Origin of the sequence: Roseateles aquae (assembly GCF_032337115.1) — a bacterium.
Taxonomy (GTDB): domain Bacteria; phylum Pseudomonadota; class Gammaproteobacteria; order Burkholderiales; family Burkholderiaceae_C; genus Roseateles_C; species Roseateles_C aquae.
Map to the genome: position 1 here is coordinate 726536 of NZ_JAVXZY010000002.1, position 16752 is coordinate 743287.

Consider the following 16752-nt stretch of genomic DNA (forward strand, 5'->3'; position numbering starts at 1 on the left):
TCATTGCTGGCCGTCCGGACAGCGCTGGCGGGCAGCGGCAGCCAGGAGGCGCCACCATGTTGAACCGCTTGACCGACACACTGAACTTCCAGACCCAGGCCTTGGTGCTGCGGTCGGAGCGCCAACGTCTGCTGGCGAGCAATATCGCCAACGCCGACACCCCGGGCTATCAGGCCAAGGACATGGACTTTGCCCGCGCCCTGCGCGAGGCCACCGGCCAAAGCACGGCCCCCGATGCCCTGGCCGTGACCCAGAGCGGCCATATGGCGCCGCTCGCCGGCGCCCGTGGCGAGACCGGCCGGCTCGGCGCGCTGGCTGCACAGACCAATCTGGACAGCAACACGGTGGACATGGACCGCGAGCGTGCCAGCTTCGCGGACAACTCGGTCAAGTACGAAGCCACGCTGCGCTTCATCAACGCCGGCGTGCGCAATGCGCTGGACGCGATGAAGCCCTACACGGCGGGCTGATGAACTAGGCCTGAAGGAGAACCATCATGTCGATGTTCCAGATCTTCAACGTCGCCGGCAGCGCCGTCAGCGCACAAAGCCAGCGCCTCAATGTGGTGGCCAGCAATCTGGCCAATGCCGATACCGTGGCCGGCCCCGATGGCCAGGCCTACAAGGCACGCCAGGTGGTGTTCCAGACGCACTTGATGGGCAACGGCCAGGACAACGGCAATGCCGGCGTGCGCGTGACGCAGATTTCCGAAGACCAGACCCCCGGTCGCCGTGTGCTCGACCCCAAGCACCCGCAGGCCGATGCCGAAGGTTACGTCACCTACAGCAATGTCAACAGCGTCGAGGAGATGGTCAACATGATCTCGGCCTCGCGCTCGTATCAAAACAATATCGAAGTCATGAGCACGGCCAAGAACCTGCTGCTCAAGACCCTGCAACTGGGGCAGTCCTGATGGACCGCCCGTAAGCCGGAGTCAGCACCATGGACGTGGGCAGCATCGTCAACAAACCCAGCACCACCACGGCAGCCAACGGCACCGGCACGACGGCCCAGAAGAATGCCGCAGATACACAGGATCGCTTCCTGAAGCTGCTGGTCGCTCAGATGAAGAACCAGGATCCGATGAATCCGATGGACAACGGCCAGGTTACTTCGCAGATGGCGCAGATCCAGACGGTCAGTGGCATCGGCACCCTCAACAACAGCGTGCAATCGCTGACCAGCCAGTTCAGCCAGATGCAGGCCTTGCAAAGCGTCTCCTTGGTCGGGCACGACGTCACGGTGCCGGGCAGCCGGGTCAATATCGAGAACGGCATGGGCACCGGCAGCTTTGAACTCGGCTCGGCAGCCGACCATGTCAAGCTGGAAATCCTCGGTCCGGCCGGCCAGGTGGTCGACACCATCGACATGGGCGCCAAGAGCGCCGGCCAACAGAGCTTCAAATGGCCGGCCGACAACATCGACCCTGCCAACAAGCTCAGCTACCGCATCACCGCCACACGGGGGGCTGCGGCCGTCACCGCAACTTTGTACAGCCAGGACCGCGTCACCGCGATCAATACCAACGGCGGCAAGCTGCAGCTGCAGCTGCAAAACCTGGGCACGGTGGATTACACCAGCGTCAAGGCGGTCGACTGACCGGCCTCGCCCCGCCTCACACCGCGCACTCCTAAGGAATCATCATGGGCTTCCAACAAGGTCTCTCCGGCCTCAACGCCGCCAGCAAGAACCTCGAGGTCATCGGCAACAACATCGCCAATGCCAACACCTATGGCGGCAAGGCCTCGCGCGCCGAGTTCTCCGATGTCTACGCCAGTGCACTGAACGGTGCCGGTGCCAACCCGGTCGGTATCGGCACCAAGCTGGCCGCCGTGTCGCAGCAATTCACCCAAGGCCCGATCACCACGACCGAGAACCCGCTGGATCTGGCCATCAATGGCTCGGGCTTCTTCCAGGTCAGCGATGGCAAGAACCCGGTCGAATACTCGCGCAACGGCCAATTCAAGGTCGACCGTTCTGGCTATGTGATCAATAACAACGGCCTGAAGCTGCTCGGTTATCCCGCCGACGGTACCGGCGTGATCCAACCCGGTCTGGCCCAACCGCTGCAACTGCCCACCGCCGGCATCGCACCCCAGGTCACCAAGACCATCGGCATGGAGTTCAATCTGGACTCGCGAGCGGCCATCACCGCCCCTGGCGGCACCGGCACCGGCATCAAGCTCAACGACCCGAGCACCTATAACAATGCCACCTCGATGACCATCTACGACGCCAAGGGTCAGGACATCGCCGTGACCTTCTACTTCCAGAAAAGCACCCCCGATCCGACCACCGGCCAGACGACCTGGAACATCTACGCCACCGCCAATGGCAAGCCGATGGAAACCGATTCGGCCGGCAACGCGATCGCACTGGATGCCGATGGCAATCCGACCACGCCCTACACCACGATCACGTTTCCGAAGACAGGCGGCAAGCCGGTGCTGCCCACCGCGGCCATCAATCTTGACGTGCCCGCGGCGACCAACTCGCGCGGTGCCGCCACGCTGGACATCCTCGGCATTCAGCTCGACATCACCAAGGCCACCGAGGGCGGCTCCAGCTTTGCCGTCACCGATGTCAAACAGGACGGCTACGCGCCGGGCCAGCTGGCCGGCATCCTGATCGAAAACACCGGCATCGTCACCGCACGCTATTCCAACGGCCAATCCAAACCAGCCGGCCAGATCGAGCTGGCCAACTTCCGCAATCCCCAAGGGCTGCAACCGGTGGGCGGCAATATGTGGGCCCGCACCTTTGCCTCGGGCGATGCGGTCGTCGGCACGCCGGGCGACGGCAATATGGGCGTGCTGCAATCCGGCGCCCTGGAAGAGTCCAATGTCGACATGACCGGCGAACTGGTCAATATGGTCACCGCCCAGCGGGTCTACCAGGCCAATGCGCAAAGCATCAAGACGCTGGACCAGGTGCTGCAGACGCTGGTGAATCTGCGTTGATCAGCATGAGCCGCCTGAACACCTGCTTGCACGGCCACTGAGGAGAAGCTGCCATGGATCGCATGATCTATCTCTCGATGGCCGGCGCCAAGGCGGCCATGCAGCGCCAGGATGTGCTGTCGAACAATCTGGCCAACGTTTCGAGCAACGGCTTTCGCGCCGAGATGGCGGCGTTTCGCTCGGTGCCGGTGCGCGGCGACGGCGCCAGCACCCGCGCCTACGCGCTAGAAACCACGATTGGCTACAACGCCGATCCGGGCCCGATCCAGTCGACCGGGCGCAATCTCGATGTCGCGATGAAGGGCAATGCCTGGCTGGCCGTGCAGGGGCTGGATGGCACCGAGGCCTACACGCGGGCCGGCGCCATGGACGTCAATGCCGAGGGCCTGCTGGTGCTGCGCAACGGCCTGCAGGTGCAGGGCGATGGCGGTCCCATCACCGTGCCGGCCAATGCCCAGGTGCTGATCGGCACGGACGGCACCATCACCGCCAAAGCCAGTAACGACGCCCGGCCGACGACGATTGGCAAGCTCAAACTGGTCACACCCGAGGCGCCGCTGACGCGCGGCACCGATGGCCTGTTCCGCGCCGCCGACGGCGACCTGCCGGCCGACCCGGCCGCCCGCCTGCAGGACGGCGCCTTGGAAGGCTCCAACGTCAGCCCGGTTGAAACCATGGTCGGCATGATCGCCGCCGCACGCCAGTTCGAACAACAAATGAAGCTGCTGCAAATTGCCCAGACCCAGGGCCAGCAGTCAGCCAAGCTGCTCGGTACGGGCAGCTGAACCACAAGTCGTTGAGAGGCTCATCATGATTCGCTCGCTCTGGATTGCCAAGACCGGCATGGAAGCCCAGCAGACCCAGCTGGACACCATTTCCAACAACCTCGCCAACGTCGGCACCAACGGCTTCAAACGCAGCCACGCGGTCTTCGAGGATCTGATCTACCAGAACCTGCGCCAAAGCGGTGCCAACAGCACCGAACAGACCCAGCTGCCGACCGGCCTGCAGCTCGGCCTGGGCACCCGTGCCGTGGCCACGGCGCGCAACTTTACCCAGGGCAATCTGCAGCAATCGGGCAACCAGCTCGACCTGGCCGTGCAAGGCGCCGGCTTCTTCCAGATCCAGATGCCCGATGGCACGACCGCCTACACCCGCGACGGCAGCTTCCAACTCAGCTCGACCGGCCAGATCGTCACCAACAACGGCTACACGCTGCTGCCGGGCATCACCGTGCCGGCCAACGCGCAAAGCCTGACCGTCGCTCAGGACGGCACCGTCAGCGTCACCATCCCAGGGCAGACGGCACCGCAATCGATCGGACAGATCCAGCTGGCCAACTTCGTCAACCCCTCGGGCCTGGAGCCGCGCGGCCAGAACCTGTTCGGCGAAACGGCCTCGTCGGGTACCGCCAATGCCGGTGCGCCCAATGCCAATGGCCTGGGCGCGCTGCAGCAGGGTTTTGTCGAAACCTCCAATGTCAACGTCGTCGAGGAACTGGTGCAGATGATCCAGACCCAGCGCGCCTACGAGCTGAACTCCAAGGCGGTACAGACCTCGGACCAGATGCTGCAAAAGCTCGCCCAGCTGTGATGCTCATCCTGAGGACCACGATCATGCAAACGCTCAGACTGCTCGCCTGCGCCATCGGCGCCGGCCTCTTGGCCAGTGGCTGTGCCACCGCGCCGCAGGCCCATGTCGAGATGCAGAACACGCCGGTCGTGCAGCTGCCCGCAGTACCACCCATGGTGGCCACCAACGGCGCGATCTACCAGGCGGCGACCTACCGGCCGCTGTTCGAGGACCACCGCGCCCGCCTGGTCGGCGACACGCTGACGATACAGATCACCGAACGGGTCAGCGCCAGCCAGTCCTCGACCAGCGAACTCGATCGCAGCGGCGCCCTCGGCGGCGGCATCACCGCCCTGCCCGGCATCGCGTCCAATTCCTTCGGCCGCGCCTCGGTGGCGGCCACCGGCAGCAACAAGGCCGCCGGCAAGGGCAGCAACCAGAACACCAACGAGTTCACCGGCACCATCACCGCCGTCGTCACCGCGGTGCTGCCCAACGGCCATATGCTGATCACCGCCGAGAAGCAGATCGGCGTCAACCAGAACGTCGACGTGCTGCGTTTTTCGGGCCAGGTCGACCCGCGCGTGATCCAGCAAGGCAACACCGTCGCCTCGACGGCCGTGGCCAATGTGCGCATCGAACAGCGCGGCCGCGGCGCCCTGGCCGAGGCTCATGGAATAGGCTGGTTGTCGCGCTTCTTTTTGAGTCTTTCTCCGACTTAAGTTTGCGCAGAATCGGTCGCAAGAGCTTCCCGCCTTGCGACCATCATGCCCTCCCCCACCGCCCGCCCCACTCCCGTCCAGCCGCCGGCGCTGCTCGCCGCGTCCGATTGGGATGCCATCGGCGAGGCCCTGGCCGGCAGCGATGACACCCAGGCCCGCCCGCCGCGGCTGATCCGCCTGGCCCTGCTGCTGAGCGCCCTGATCGCCAGCGCTGCCCTCTGGTGGCCGGTGGGCGCCGAGGCCGCCCGCATCAAGGAAGTCGCCAGCGTCCAGGGCGTGCGTTCCAACCCGCTGGTCGGCTACGGCCTGGTCGTTGGCCTCGACGGCACCGGCGATCAAACCACCCAGGCCCCGTTCACCGGCCAAAGCCTGGCTGCGATGCTGCAGCAGTTCGGCGTCATCCTGCCGCAGGGTGTGACGATGCAGCCGCGCAATATCGCTGCCGTGATGGTCACCGCCCAGCTGCCCCCGTTTGCCCAGCCCGGCCAGCAGCTCGACATCGCCGTTGCCTCGGTCGGCAATGCCAAGAGCCTGCGCGGCGGCATGCTGATTGCCACCCCTTTGCGTGGCGCCGATGGCCAGGTCTATGCGATGGCCCAAGGCAATCTGATCGTCGGCGGCGCCGGTGCCGCCGCCGGTGGCTCCAAGGTCCAGATCAATCATCTCAGCGCCGGCCGCATTCCCGCCGGTGCCCTGGTCGAGCGCGCCGTGCCGACAGCGCTGCAGACCGGCGACACGATCCAGCTCGACCTCAACTCCGCTGACTTCAACACCGCCCGCAACGTCGCCCGCGCCATCAACAAGGCCAAGGGCGAAGGTATGGCGCAGGCGCTGGATGGCCGTGTCGTGCGCGTCAAGGTGCCGGCCGATGCCGATCAGCGCATCGCCTTCCTGGCCGATCTGGAAGACATTCCGCTGGAGCTGGGTGTGCCGGCAGCTCGCATCGTCGTCAACGCCCGCACCGGTTCGGTGGTGATGAACCAGGCGGTCAGCCTGGCCGCCTGCGCGGTGGCCCACGGCAGCCTGTCGGTGACCATCAGCTCCACGCCGCAAGTCAGCCAGCCGGGCGCCCTGTCCGGCGGCCAGACGACGGTGACCGAGAAAACCGATATCGCGATCAAGCAAGAGCCCGGCTCGCTGATCCAACTGCCGGCCAGCGCCAAGCTGTCCGATGTGGTCAAGGCGCTGAACGCGCTGGGCGCCACACCGCAGGACCTGCTGGCCATCCTGCAGGCGATGAAGTCCGCGGGCGCCATCAACGCCGAACTGGAAGTGATATGACCCCCCCCTACACGCTGCGCGTGCCCCCCCAGGGGGGCGAGCCCGGCGCACCGGCGGAGCCGGATGCGCGGGCTCTGCTGGGCTTGGGTGGTGGTGTGCGAGGGCTGGCGCGGGCTTCGCTGAACTTGGGTGCAGACGTGCAGCGCCTCGGCTGGGAGTACTGACATGGCCTTCAATCCTCTGCCGCTCAATACCGGCACCAGCGCCAACGGGCTGGCGGCTGACACGCGTTCGATCGATGCGCTGCGCGCGGCCGCGGCGCGCGACCCCAAGGGCTCGATCCGCGAAACCGCCAAGCAGTTCGAATCGCTATTCATGCAGGAAGTGATGAAGAGCATGCGGGCGACGACGATGTCCTCCGGCCTGATGGAGACCTCGGCCACGCAGATGGGTACCGAGATGCTGGACACCCAGTTCGCCGGCAAGATGACCGGCCTGCCCGGCGGGCTGACCGACGCGATCACGCGCCAGTTGCAGCGCCAGATGGGCATCAGCGATGCCAGCAAGAGCACTGCATCTGCCGCCAGCACGCCCCTGCCCGTGCTGGCCAAGAAGGGCATTGCGCCGCATGTGCAGACCTTCATCCAGAAGCACGACGCCGCCGCCAAGGAAGCCCAGGCCGCCACCGGCATCCCGGCCAGCTTCATGCTGGCCCAGGCCGCCCATGAGTCCGGCTGGGGCAAGCGCGAAATCACCAACAAGGACGGCAGCCCGTCCTTCAACGTCTTCGGCATCAAGGCCACGCCGGGCTGGACCGGCAAGACCACCGAGGTGCAGACGACCGAGTACATCGACGGCAAGCCGCAAAAGGTCACGGCCAAGTTCCGTGCCTATGACAGCTACGCCGACGCCTTCAAGGACTACGCCAAGCTGCTGGGCAGCAATGAGCGCTACCGCGATGTGGTCGCCAAGGCCAATGGCGGCACGGCGGAGACCTTTGCCCGCGGCCTGCAGAAGGCCGGCTATGCCACCGATCCCGAGTACGCCGACAAGCTGGCGCGGGTCATCAACACGACGGTGCGCGTACAGCGTGCCCTGGCCTGACGCCATGCCAGCACAAGCCCTGAACAGGAGCGCACGCCATGGCTAACTCAGCCCTGCTCTCGCTCGGCATGCGGGCGATGTTTGCCAACCAGGTCGCGCTGCAGACCGTCGGCCAGAACATCGCCAATGCCAACACGCCGGGCTACTCGCGCCAGTCGGTGCAGCTGACCACGCCCGACGGCCAATACACCGGCGCCGGCTATATGGGCAAGGGCGTCACGGTGCAGAGCATCACCCGCGCCCACAACGACTTCCTGACCCGCGAGGCCTATGCCACCAAGGCGATCGCCTTCATGGATTCGACCGCGCAGGCACAGATGAACCAGCTGGAGAAGGTCTTCCCGCCCGGCAACGATGGCCTGGGCCATGCCACCGGCCAGTTCCTCAATGCCATGGTCGATGTGGCCAGCCGGCCCAGCGACCCTTCGGCCCGTCAGGTGGTGCTGAGCCGCGCCCAGGACCTGGCCGCGCGCTTTGCCCATGCCGGCTCGCAACTGGTCGATCTGCAGGCCGGTGTGGTCAGCGATTTGAAGGCCAATGTCTCGGTCGTCAACCAGCTGGCCAAGCAGATCGCTTCGGCCAATGACCAGATCGCTCGGGCCAATGGCAATCAGCACACGCCCAACGATCTGCTCGACAAACGCGATCAGCTGATCTCGGAGCTGAGCCAGTATGTGCAGGTGTCGACGCTGGAGGCCAAGGACGGCACCATGGGTGTCTTCATCGGCGGCGGCCAGCGCCTGGTGCTGGGCGCCGACGCGCAACAACTGACCCTCAGCGAAGACCCCTACGACAGCTCGCGCGCCGCCGTCAGCATCACCGAGACCAATGGTGCCCGGCCACTCGACGAGAGTGTGCTGACCGGCGGCTCGATCAGCGCCTTGCTGAAATTCCAGAACAAGGATTTGCAGGACGCGCGCAACTTCGTCGGCCAGATTGCCACTGCGCTGTCCACCAAGGTCAATGCACAACAGGCGCTGGGCTGGGATCAGTCCAACCCGCCGACCACCGGCGCGCCGCTGTTTGCCGTCGGTGCGCCGCGTGCGCTGCCCGCGGTGACCAATGCCCGCACCGCCACCGGTGACTACCTGTCCAGCGTCAGCCTGACCATCACCGACCCGACCCAGCTGCAGGCCAGCTCCTACAAGCTCAGCGCCGATCCGTCAGGCACCGCCGGGCAGTACCTGCTGACCCGGCTCAGCGACGGCCATACCCGCACCGTCGTTGATGGCGATGTGGTCGACGGCGTGAAGATCAATATCGGGCCGCCGGCACCGGCTGCCAATGACAGCTTCCTGCTCGAACCGGTCGCGCAGAGCGCCGTCGACATGAAGCGCGCCCTCGATCAGAGCTCGGGCATCGCGGCCGCATCGCCGCTGAGCGCGATTGTCGATGTCAACAACAAGGGCTCGGCCACCGTCGACTCGATGTACGCGGTCAACCAGAAGCTCAACACCACGCTGGCGCCGATGAAGCTGCAATTCGGCGCCAATAACGCGACGATTCCTGGCGCGGTCGACTACACGCTGACGCTGTCCGATGGCACGGTGCTGCCCGGCACCTGGCAGCCTGGACAGCCGATCGGCAACGAGCCCAATGCCGCGACGCCCATCGACCTCGGCTTCGAGCTGAGGCTCAATGGCGTGCCCAAGAATGGCGACGTGATCGATATCGACACGACCAAGTTCCCGGCCACCAACAATGGCAACGCCAAGGCCTTTCTGAACCTGCAGACCGAGACCTTCATCGGCAAGAACCTGCTGCCCAACGGCAGCCTGACCTCGGGCGCCACGGTCAACGATGCCTATGCCGCAGCAATGTCGGAGATTGGCGCACGGGTGCAGGGTGCGCAATACCTGTCGGGCGTGTCGACCAGCGTGGCCAGTGACGCCGAGGCCTCACGCAGCGGCCAGTCCGGCGTCAACATCGATGAGGAGGCCGCGCGGCTGATGCAGTTCCAGCAGGGCTACCAGGCCGCGGCCAAGCTGTTGCAGGCGGCCCAGACCATCTTCAACGAGCTGCTGCAAATGGGTCAGCACTGAAGCTGACCGCACCAATCCGGGAGTAAGCCATGCGCTTGAGCACCGCCAATATGTTCGATGCCAGCATCGCCAACCTGCAGCAACGCCAGGAGCTGATGCAGAACGCCCAGCAAAGGCTGACCTCAGGCAAGCGGGTGCAAACCGCCAGCGACGACCCCACGGGCGCCGCCCGAGCCGAGCGTGCCGGCACGGCGATCGGCCGCGTCGAAGCCAATCAGCGGGCCCTGGATGCCAGCCGCAATGGCATGACGCTCAGCGAAGGCGCGCTGGGCGATGCCAACGAGATCCTGCAGCAGGTGCGAGAAACCATGGTCTCCGCCGGCAACTCCAGCTACAGCGACTCCGAGCGCCGCGGCCTGGCCAGCAAGATTGCCGAGCTGCGCAACCAGCTGCTCAGCATTGCCAACCGTCCTGACGGCGCCGGCGGCTATCTGTTCTCCGGCCAGGGCTCCAGCAGCCCGCCCTTCCTGGACAGTGCGGCCGGCGTGCGCTTCAACGGCGTGCCCGGCGCCATCCAGACCGGCAATGTCGACAACTTCCCGCTCACCGTCGACGGCCGCCAGGCCTGGGAGCAGGCCCGCACTGGCAACGGCAGCTTTGTCACCGGCCCGCTGCCCAACAGCATCACCGGCGCCAGCAACAAGGCCTGGATCGATATCGGTCAGGTCACCGACCCCAGCCTGCTGACCGGCAATGCCTACAAGATCGATATCAGCGGCACCGCACCGGCGGCCACCTACAACGTCACCAACACAACGACCGGTGCGCCCGTCGCGTCCGGCCCCTACCTATCGGGCCAAGCAATCCAGTTCGACGGCATTTCGATGGCCATCAGTGGCCCGGCTGCCGATGGCGACGCGTTCGACGTTCAGCCCTCGACCTCTGACCTGAAGATCTTCGACGTGCTGGACAAGGCCGTCGCCGACCTGCGCACGCCCAACCGCAGCCGCAATGACATCACCCAGAGCAATGCCTTGACCTTGCGCGATATCGACTCGGCCATGAATGGCCTGCAGAATGTGCGCAGCCAGGTCGGCGAACGGCTGAACAATCTGGACGGCACCGAGAGCCGCATGGCCTCGCTGAAGCAGTACAACCAGGCCGAGAAATCCGCCGCCGAAGACCTGGACATGACCCAGGGCATTTCCGATTTCCAGAATCAGCAAACCGGCTACGACGCCGCACTGAAAACGTATTCGATGGTGCAGCGCATGAACCTGTTCCAATACCTCAACCCCTGAATCGCCGCCTGACCCCTTCAATGAGCAGCACGCATCCCATTCTTGGTCAACTCATCCTCGGTTACGCCCCGCTGATCGATCGGCAACGCCTGGTCATGGCCAGCCGGCTGACCGTCCTGCCGCAACGCCCCGAGCTGCGGCTCAGCGGCAGCGAGCTGCTGGCCGCCCTCGCCGACACCTTCGCCGACCCAACAAAGCCGGCCGTGCTGAACGTGCTCAGCGAATCGCTGCTGGCCGAGCTGCTGTCACTGGCCCTGCCCGCCCATCTGTGGCTGGAAGTGCCCAGCTTCATGGTGGCCGAGCATGCCGAATCGATTGCCCAGCTGCACAGGCAAGGCGCCACGCTGCTGCTCAAGGGTCTGCCCTCCAGCCCGCTGGCGCCGCCGCTGGGTGCTTGCTTCAAGCAGCTGGTGCTCGATCTGGACGATGCCCGCCTGCGCCCGCCGGCCGAGCTGAAGGCGGCCTGCGCCGGCCTGCCGCTGTGGTTGTCCGGCGCACGTGGTGCCGCCGATGTCGACGAAGCCTTTGCGCTGGGTGCGACGGCCGTGCTCGGCTGGCCGGTCGACGGCGCCTACGAGCCGCCCGCCGGTGCGGCCGCCAAGAGCGAGATCCAGGCCGATCTGCAGGTCATCGTCGAGTTGATGTCGCGGGTCGACCAGGCCGAAGACATCGATCGCATTGAGCAGACCCTGAAGCGCGACCCCAGCCTGGCCTTCAAGCTGCTGCGCTATATGAATTCGGCCGCCTTCGGCCTGCCGGTCGAGGTGTCTTCATTCCGCCACGCCATCATGCTGCTCGGCTATGCCCGGCTGAAGCGCTGGCTGGCTCTGCTGTTGACGACGGCCAGCAAGGACCACAGCATGCGCCCCATCATGTACGGCGCACTGCGCCGCGGCCTGATGATGGAAGAGCTGGCCCGCGGCATGACGGAGGCCGATATGCGCGATGAGATGTTCATCTGCGGCCTGTTCTCATTGCTCGACCACATGCTCAAGCAGCCCTTCGCCAAGCTGCTGCAGTCGATTCCGGTGCCGGAGCGGGTGCGCCAGGCCCTGGTCGATCACTCCGGCCCCTACCATCCCTATCTCGCGCTGGTGCGAGCGACCGAAAGCGAATCGGCCTTTGACATCCGCGACGCCGCCGAAGCCCTGATGCTGGGTGCCGAAGAGATCAATCACGGTGTGCAGCGCGCCCTGGCCAAGGCCGCCCAACTCGAGTGATGGCGACCGGCCTGCACTCTTAGCCCTACACTGCGGCTCGTGCCATCCCAGCTGCCCTTGCTTGCCCAGGACTTGACTGCCTTGCGCGGTCTGATGTCGGATCTCAGCGATCCGGTCTTGGTGCTGGGCGCCCGGCTGGAAATCCTGGAAGCCAATCCGGCCGCTGCGGCGCTGGGCATGCCCGCCGGTGGTGGCCTGCAGGCCTTGCGCACCGCCGCCGGCAGCAAGGTGCTGGACTGGCTCAAGCTCGCCACCCTGGCACTGGCCGAGGGCAAGCGCGCGCCGGTGGCGCCGATGCTGGCGCTGGGCTCTGGTGAACGGGCACAGCTACGGCTGTTCTGCCTCGACCCCGACCCCGATGACGCCGCCCGCTGGGTGCTGCATGCGCGCATCGAGGCAAGACCTGCCCCCGAGTCCGGCGCGCGAGGCGGTGCTCGTGGCAGCCTCGCCCGCCGCGGGCAGACGCAGGTGCTGCCGGCAGCCACTGCGCGCCCGCATGGCGGCGTCCCGACATCAGCCGGCCACTCGCCCGAAGTACAGAACGCCGCGCTGGCAAGCTCGCCAACTTTGCCTGCCTATGACGAAGCCGTCGAAAGCGATGGCCTGAGCGAACTGGTCGGCAGCGCCCCGTCCTGGGCCCGCGAGCTGATCAAGATCTTCTGGTCCTCGGCCTTTCCGGCCTTTGTTCAGGACGCGCAGCACAAGCTGATGGCGGCCAACCAGGCCTTTCTCAATATCAGCGGCCGCACGGCCGCGCAGCTGAGTGGCCAGGACTTTCTGGATCTGCTCGCACCCGAGGACAGGCCGGCGCAGCGCGAGGCCCAACGCGGCGCGCCATCGGCGCGCGCGCGCAGCCTGGCGCCCAAGCCCGCGGCCGAATTCCGCCTGGTCGATGCGGCCGGCCAGCAACGCTGGATGCGGGCCACGCTGCACCGTATCAGCGAGCCGCGCCAACCACTGCTGCAGCTGGCCGTGCTGCAGGACTGCACCGCCGAGATGGCCGCCCGCGAGCAGGCCGAGCGGGTGCAGCTGGAGATGGAGCAATGGCTGGCGATCAGCCCGCTGCCCATGGTGCTGTTCGACGAACAAGGCCTGCTGCTGCGCAGCAACCGCGCCTTCGAGCAGATCTGCCTGAATCCGCCGCTGAGCCTGCATGACGCGCTGCCCGAGTTGCAGCAGCTGCTCGGCTGGCTCGATGGCCGCCCGGTGGCCGAGCTGCTCAAGGGCGGCATCACCGTGCAGACCCAGGCCAGCCTGATCGATGCCCATGGCCGTGCGCGCTGGTGGGTCGGCCGTGCCCGGCCGCTGGACCGCAGCGGAACCGGGTTGCGTCGCTTCATTGCGATGCTGGAAGACCGCAGCCTGGAACAGGAACGCGATCTGGCCCATCAGCAGCTCGATGCCTTGATGGACACCGCCGGCGTCGGGCTGGCCACCTTTCAGCAGGACGCCGGCTGGTTGCGCCCGCGTGCGAGCAAGAGCGGCGCCAGCAAACACAGCGGCCTGGCCGGCCTGCAGGGCGTCAGCCGCGACATCGTCGAGCCCGGCTCGCTCGCCGAGTTTGAGCGCTTGCAAAAGGCGCTCAAGAAGGGCGAACGGGTTGAGGTCCGCTATGCGGTGCGCCACCCCGAGCTGGGCCGACGCTGGCTGCTGACCCGGGTCGAGCCCGGCCAGCTGGCCTCGGGCCAAAGAACCACCTCGGTGGTGACGCTGGACATCACCGCGCAGCAACAGGCGCAGGCGCGCAGCGAACAGCTGCTGCACGAGTTGACCACCATCATGGACAGTTCCAGCCTGGGCCTGGCCTACCTGCGCGGCTCGCGCCTGGTGCGCTGCAATCCGGGCTTTGCGCACATGCTGGGCCTGTCCGAGCTGCCGGCGGCGGGCACGCCGGTGGCGCAGCTGTTTGCGGCGCTGCCGGAGCTGTCGCGTCAGGTCGCGGCCAGCCTGCCGGGCTTGTCCAGCCAGAACAGCTTCGACGCCGAGTTCGTGCAGGTGGGTCCCTCGCCCAGCCCGCGCTGGCTGTCGCTGAGCCTGCGCGGCGTCAGCGCCGTTCAGGTCGACGGCGATGCTGAGGTGATCGCGGTGATCAGCGACATCAGCCGCCTGAAGGCCCAGCAGGCCGAGCTGGAAACGCTGGTGCAGGACAGAGAGCTGATGTTCAGCTTGTCGGATGTTGGCATCGCCATCCTGCGCGGTGGCCGCATCGAACGCGCCAATGATGCGCTGGCCCAGCTGACCGGCTACCGCATCGAAGAGCTGGTCGGGCTCAGCCACGAGCAGCTGTTTGAATCGCACGGCGAGTACGAGCGCCAGCGCACCACGCTGCACCAGGCGCTCAGCAACGGCGGGCTGTGGCGTGGCGAGCGCCGCGTGCGCCGCCGCGACGGCTCGGCGCTGTGGATGCAGGTCAGCAAGCGGGTGATGCGCGCCGGCGCCCCTGAGGAAGGCATGATCGCCACCTATGTCAACGTCGACGACCGCTGGCGTGCCCAGCAGTCGCTGATGCTGCAGACCGAGCGCGAACGCGCGGTGCTGGACTCGGTGCTGGTCGGCATCGTCACCTGCGGCCGTGGCGGCATCGAATGGATGAACCGCTCGGCGCGGCGGATGTTCGGCGGCGATCTGGTCGAGTTTGCCGGCCAGCCGATGAGCATCGTGGCAACACCTGACCCCAATCACCCCTTCCGCCACACCCATTACCTGGACGAGCTGACCGAAGGCCAGGCCGAAACCTTCGAATGCCGGCTGATGGCCCGTGACGGGCGCGAATTCTGGGTGGTGGGCAATGCCGTCGTCACCGGCATCGCCGAGCACGGCCGCCAGCTGACTTACGCGCTCCTGGACATCGAACGGCGCCGCCAGGCCGAGGCCCAGACGCTGCAGGCCCAGGCCTCGTTGCAGCGCATCATCGAAGCCGCGCCGCTGGCCATCAGCCTGCACGATGCCAAGACGCTGCGGGTCGAGAAAATCAATCAGGCCGCCGCCGCCCTGGCCGGGCGCAGCGAAGACGCCCTGATGGGCGCCACGCCAGAGGACATGTTCGGCGTCGACCAGGGCGCCGTGATTCGCCGCGATATGGAAGCGGCGCTGCAGCTCAGTGCCGTCACCCAGCGCGAATACCGGCTCGATCTGCATGGCGAGACGCGGGTCTGGGATGCCCGCTTCCTGCACCTCAGCGATGTCGCCCTGCCCGACGGCGACGGCGAGCCCGAGCAACTGCTGCTGGTGGCCAGCGACGTCACCGAGCACCGCGCCGCCGAGGAAGCCCGGCTGCAGGCGGCGATCGCGCAGCGCGAGCTGCTGGTCAAGGAAGTGCACCACCGCATCAAGAACAATCTGCAGGGCGTGGCCGGCCTGCTGCAGCAGATCGCCGCACGCCGGCCCGAGGTCCGGCCGGTGATCAACGAGGCGGTTGGCCAGGTGCAGGCGATTGCCCAGGTCTACGGCCTGCAGGTTGGCAGCCAGGGGCCGCTGCGGGTGAAGAAGCTGGTCGAGGCCATCACCGGCTCGGTGCAGCGGATGTTCGGCCGGGTGATTCACTGCGGCGTGCAGGGCCCGCTGGCCGACGAGGCCGCGCGCTGGGTGCTGCCCGAAGCCGAATCGATCCCGATTGCGCTGACGCTGAACGAGCTGCTGACCAATGCGCTGAAGCACAGCCCCGAGCGCGACATCAGCTGCATGCTGATCTGCGAGGCCGAGCGGGTGGTGCTGCGCATCATCAATCCGGGTCAGCTGCCGCCAGGCTTCACGCTGTCGACGGTGCCCGGTGGCGTCTCCGGCCTGGGGCTGGTGCGCGCCCTGCTGCCGCGGCGCAGCGCCCGGCTGCAGCTGGAACAGCTGGGCGACGAGGTCGTCTGCACCATCGAGCTGACACCGCCCAGCGTGACCCTGGTCGAATCAGTTTGACAGCGATACGCGCTGCTGCCGCCGTTTCGGCGACAATGCGCCCGCACGGCGGGGCCGCTCTGGGCTTGCGCATGCGGTCGGCACTGACCAAAAGAGACATCAGGGCGGGGGAGTTGAGACGGTGAGTACGAAGGGCAAGATTCTCGTAGTCGACGACGACAGACTGGTGCTGGCGACCCTCACCCACGGCCTTTCACAGGCCGGCTACGAGGTGCTGGATGCCGACAATGGCGATGACGCCATCCTGCTGGCCCGCGAACACCGGCCCGATCTGGCGCTGCTGGACATCCGCATGGAAGGCCTGAGCGGTTTCGACGTGGCCGCCTATCTGCGCGAGTACCTGCAGATGCCATTCATGTTCCTGTCGGCCTTTGCCGACGAGGACACCGTCGAGAAGGTCAAGGCGCTGGGCGCCGTGGCCTATCTGGTCAAGCCGCTGGACATCCATCAAATCGTGCCCGCCGTCGAGGCGGCCTTTGCCAAGCGTGTCGAGCGCACGGAAGCTCATGAGCGCCCGCAAGCGGCCGCGCCCGTGCAGCCGGCAAGCACGGCGGTCAACGCTGGCGACGAGGCACTGCAACAAGTCGTGGCGATTGCGCTGGGTGTGTTGATGCACCGCTATTCGCTGTCGCGCCAGGAAGCGCTGGCCCGGCTGAAGCGCCTGGCCGAGAGCGAATCGCGCGCGCTGCACGAACAGGCCAGCAGGCTGCTCGAAGCGGTGGAATTGCTGGCGATGCCCGCGCACTGAGCGCCACCAAGAT

The 16752-nt window shown here is 66.5% G+C and carries 15 protein-coding genes; all 15 read left to right on the forward strand.

Annotated features, from left to right (window positions below; all coding sequences use genetic code 11):
* The first annotated feature begins 56 nt into the window (after positions 1–56).
* The 15 genes from flgB to RQP53_RS08580 all read left to right on the forward strand — a co-directional run bounded on the left by flgB (position 57) and on the right by RQP53_RS08580 (position 16739).
* Complete coding sequence (gene flgB / locus RQP53_RS08510) at positions 57–470, forward strand: flagellar basal body rod protein FlgB (RefSeq protein ID WP_315649792.1); 414 nt, start codon at positions 57–59, stop codon at positions 468–470.
* A 26-nt stretch (positions 471–496) separates the two neighbouring features.
* Positions 497–913 carry a flagellar basal body rod protein FlgC gene (flgC, locus tag RQP53_RS08515; protein WP_315649793.1) on the forward strand — a complete coding sequence of 139 codons (417 nt, stop codon included), beginning with the start codon at positions 497–499 and terminating at the stop codon, positions 911–913.
* Positions 914–942: 29 nt separating this feature from the next.
* Entirely contained in the window at positions 943–1599 is a 657-nt protein-coding gene (locus RQP53_RS08520; RefSeq protein ID WP_315649794.1) for a flagellar hook assembly protein FlgD, read from the forward strand.
* Positions 1600–1643: 44 nt separating this feature from the next.
* The gene (gene flgE / locus RQP53_RS08525; protein WP_315649795.1) at positions 1644–2960 is read left to right on the forward strand and encodes a flagellar hook protein FlgE; all 1317 of its coding nucleotides are present in this window, start codon (positions 1644–1646) and stop codon (positions 2958–2960) included.
* 53 nt (positions 2961–3013) lie between these two features.
* Entirely contained in the window at positions 3014–3745 is a 732-nt protein-coding gene (gene flgF / locus RQP53_RS08530) for a flagellar basal-body rod protein FlgF (RefSeq protein WP_315649796.1), read from the forward strand.
* A gap of 25 nt (positions 3746–3770) precedes the next feature.
* A complete protein-coding gene (gene flgG / locus RQP53_RS08535) occupies positions 3771–4553 on the forward strand; it encodes a flagellar basal-body rod protein FlgG (protein WP_315649797.1) in 783 nt (260 codons plus the stop codon).
* Positions 4554–4576: 23 nt separating this feature from the next.
* On the forward strand, positions 4577–5254 hold the full coding sequence (locus RQP53_RS08540; RefSeq protein ID WP_315649798.1) for a flagellar basal body L-ring protein FlgH: 678 nt from the start codon (positions 4577–4579) through the stop codon (positions 5252–5254).
* 45 nt (positions 5255–5299) lie between these two features.
* Complete coding sequence (locus tag RQP53_RS08545) at positions 5300–6535, forward strand: flagellar basal body P-ring protein FlgI (RefSeq protein ID WP_315649799.1); 1236 nt, start codon at positions 5300–5302, stop codon at positions 6533–6535.
* Entirely contained in the window at positions 6532–6699 is a 168-nt protein-coding gene (locus RQP53_RS08550; protein WP_315649800.1) for a hypothetical protein, read from the forward strand. Before RQP53_RS08545 ends, RQP53_RS08550 begins: the two co-directional genes overlap by 4 nt.
* A gap of 1 nt (position 6700) precedes the next feature.
* The gene (gene flgJ / locus RQP53_RS08555) at positions 6701–7579 is read left to right on the forward strand and encodes a flagellar assembly peptidoglycan hydrolase FlgJ (RefSeq protein ID WP_315649802.1); all 879 of its coding nucleotides are present in this window, start codon (positions 6701–6703) and stop codon (positions 7577–7579) included.
* A gap of 38 nt (positions 7580–7617) precedes the next feature.
* On the forward strand, positions 7618–9621 hold the full coding sequence (gene flgK, locus RQP53_RS08560; RefSeq protein WP_315649803.1) for a flagellar hook-associated protein FlgK: 2004 nt from the start codon (positions 7618–7620) through the stop codon (positions 9619–9621).
* A gap of 29 nt (positions 9622–9650) precedes the next feature.
* Positions 9651–10862 carry a flagellar hook-associated protein FlgL gene (gene flgL / locus RQP53_RS08565; RefSeq protein WP_315649804.1) on the forward strand — a complete coding sequence of 404 codons (1212 nt, stop codon included), beginning with the start codon at positions 9651–9653 and terminating at the stop codon, positions 10860–10862.
* Positions 10863–10882: 20 nt separating this feature from the next.
* Positions 10883–12082: an EAL and HDOD domain-containing protein gene (locus tag RQP53_RS08570; protein WP_315649805.1), complete on the forward strand. Its 1200-nt coding sequence runs from the start codon at positions 10883–10885 to the stop codon at positions 12080–12082.
* Positions 12083–12121: 39 nt separating this feature from the next.
* A complete protein-coding gene (locus RQP53_RS08575; protein ID WP_315649806.1) occupies positions 12122–15991 on the forward strand; it encodes a PAS domain-containing sensor histidine kinase in 3870 nt (1289 codons plus the stop codon).
* Positions 15992–16112: 121 nt separating this feature from the next.
* Positions 16113–16739, forward strand: coding sequence for a response regulator (locus RQP53_RS08580; RefSeq protein WP_315649807.1), 627 nt, complete (start codon positions 16113–16115; stop codon positions 16737–16739).
* The last annotated feature ends 13 nt before the right edge of the window (positions 16740–16752 follow it).

What these genes read in the sequence shown, in the direction of transcription:
- flgB (WP_315649792.1), top strand. Translation starts at nt 57, where the DNA reads ATGTTGAACCGCTTGACCGACACACTGAACTTCCAGACCCAGGCCTTG.
- flgC (WP_315649793.1), top strand. Translation starts at nt 497, where the DNA reads ATGTCGATGTTCCAGATCTTCAACGTCGCCGGCAGCGCCGTCAGCGCA.
- RQP53_RS08520 (WP_315649794.1), top strand. Translation starts at nt 943, where the DNA reads ATGGACGTGGGCAGCATCGTCAACAAACCCAGCACCACCACGGCAGCC.
- flgE (WP_315649795.1), top strand. Translation starts at nt 1,644, where the DNA reads ATGGGCTTCCAACAAGGTCTCTCCGGCCTCAACGCCGCCAGCAAGAAC.
- flgF (WP_315649796.1), top strand. Translation starts at nt 3,014, where the DNA reads ATGGATCGCATGATCTATCTCTCGATGGCCGGCGCCAAGGCGGCCATG.
- flgG (WP_315649797.1), top strand. Translation starts at nt 3,771, where the DNA reads ATGATTCGCTCGCTCTGGATTGCCAAGACCGGCATGGAAGCCCAGCAG.
- RQP53_RS08540 (WP_315649798.1), top strand. Translation starts at nt 4,577, where the DNA reads ATGCAAACGCTCAGACTGCTCGCCTGCGCCATCGGCGCCGGCCTCTTG.
- RQP53_RS08545 (WP_315649799.1), top strand. Translation starts at nt 5,300, where the DNA reads ATGCCCTCCCCCACCGCCCGCCCCACTCCCGTCCAGCCGCCGGCGCTG.
- RQP53_RS08550 (WP_315649800.1), top strand. Translation starts at nt 6,532, where the DNA reads ATGACCCCCCCCTACACGCTGCGCGTGCCCCCCCAGGGGGGCGAGCCC.
- flgJ (WP_315649802.1), top strand. Translation starts at nt 6,701, where the DNA reads ATGGCCTTCAATCCTCTGCCGCTCAATACCGGCACCAGCGCCAACGGG.
- flgK (WP_315649803.1), top strand. Translation starts at nt 7,618, where the DNA reads ATGGCTAACTCAGCCCTGCTCTCGCTCGGCATGCGGGCGATGTTTGCC.
- flgL (WP_315649804.1), top strand. Translation starts at nt 9,651, where the DNA reads ATGCGCTTGAGCACCGCCAATATGTTCGATGCCAGCATCGCCAACCTG.
- RQP53_RS08570 (WP_315649805.1), top strand. Translation starts at nt 10,883, where the DNA reads ATGAGCAGCACGCATCCCATTCTTGGTCAACTCATCCTCGGTTACGCC.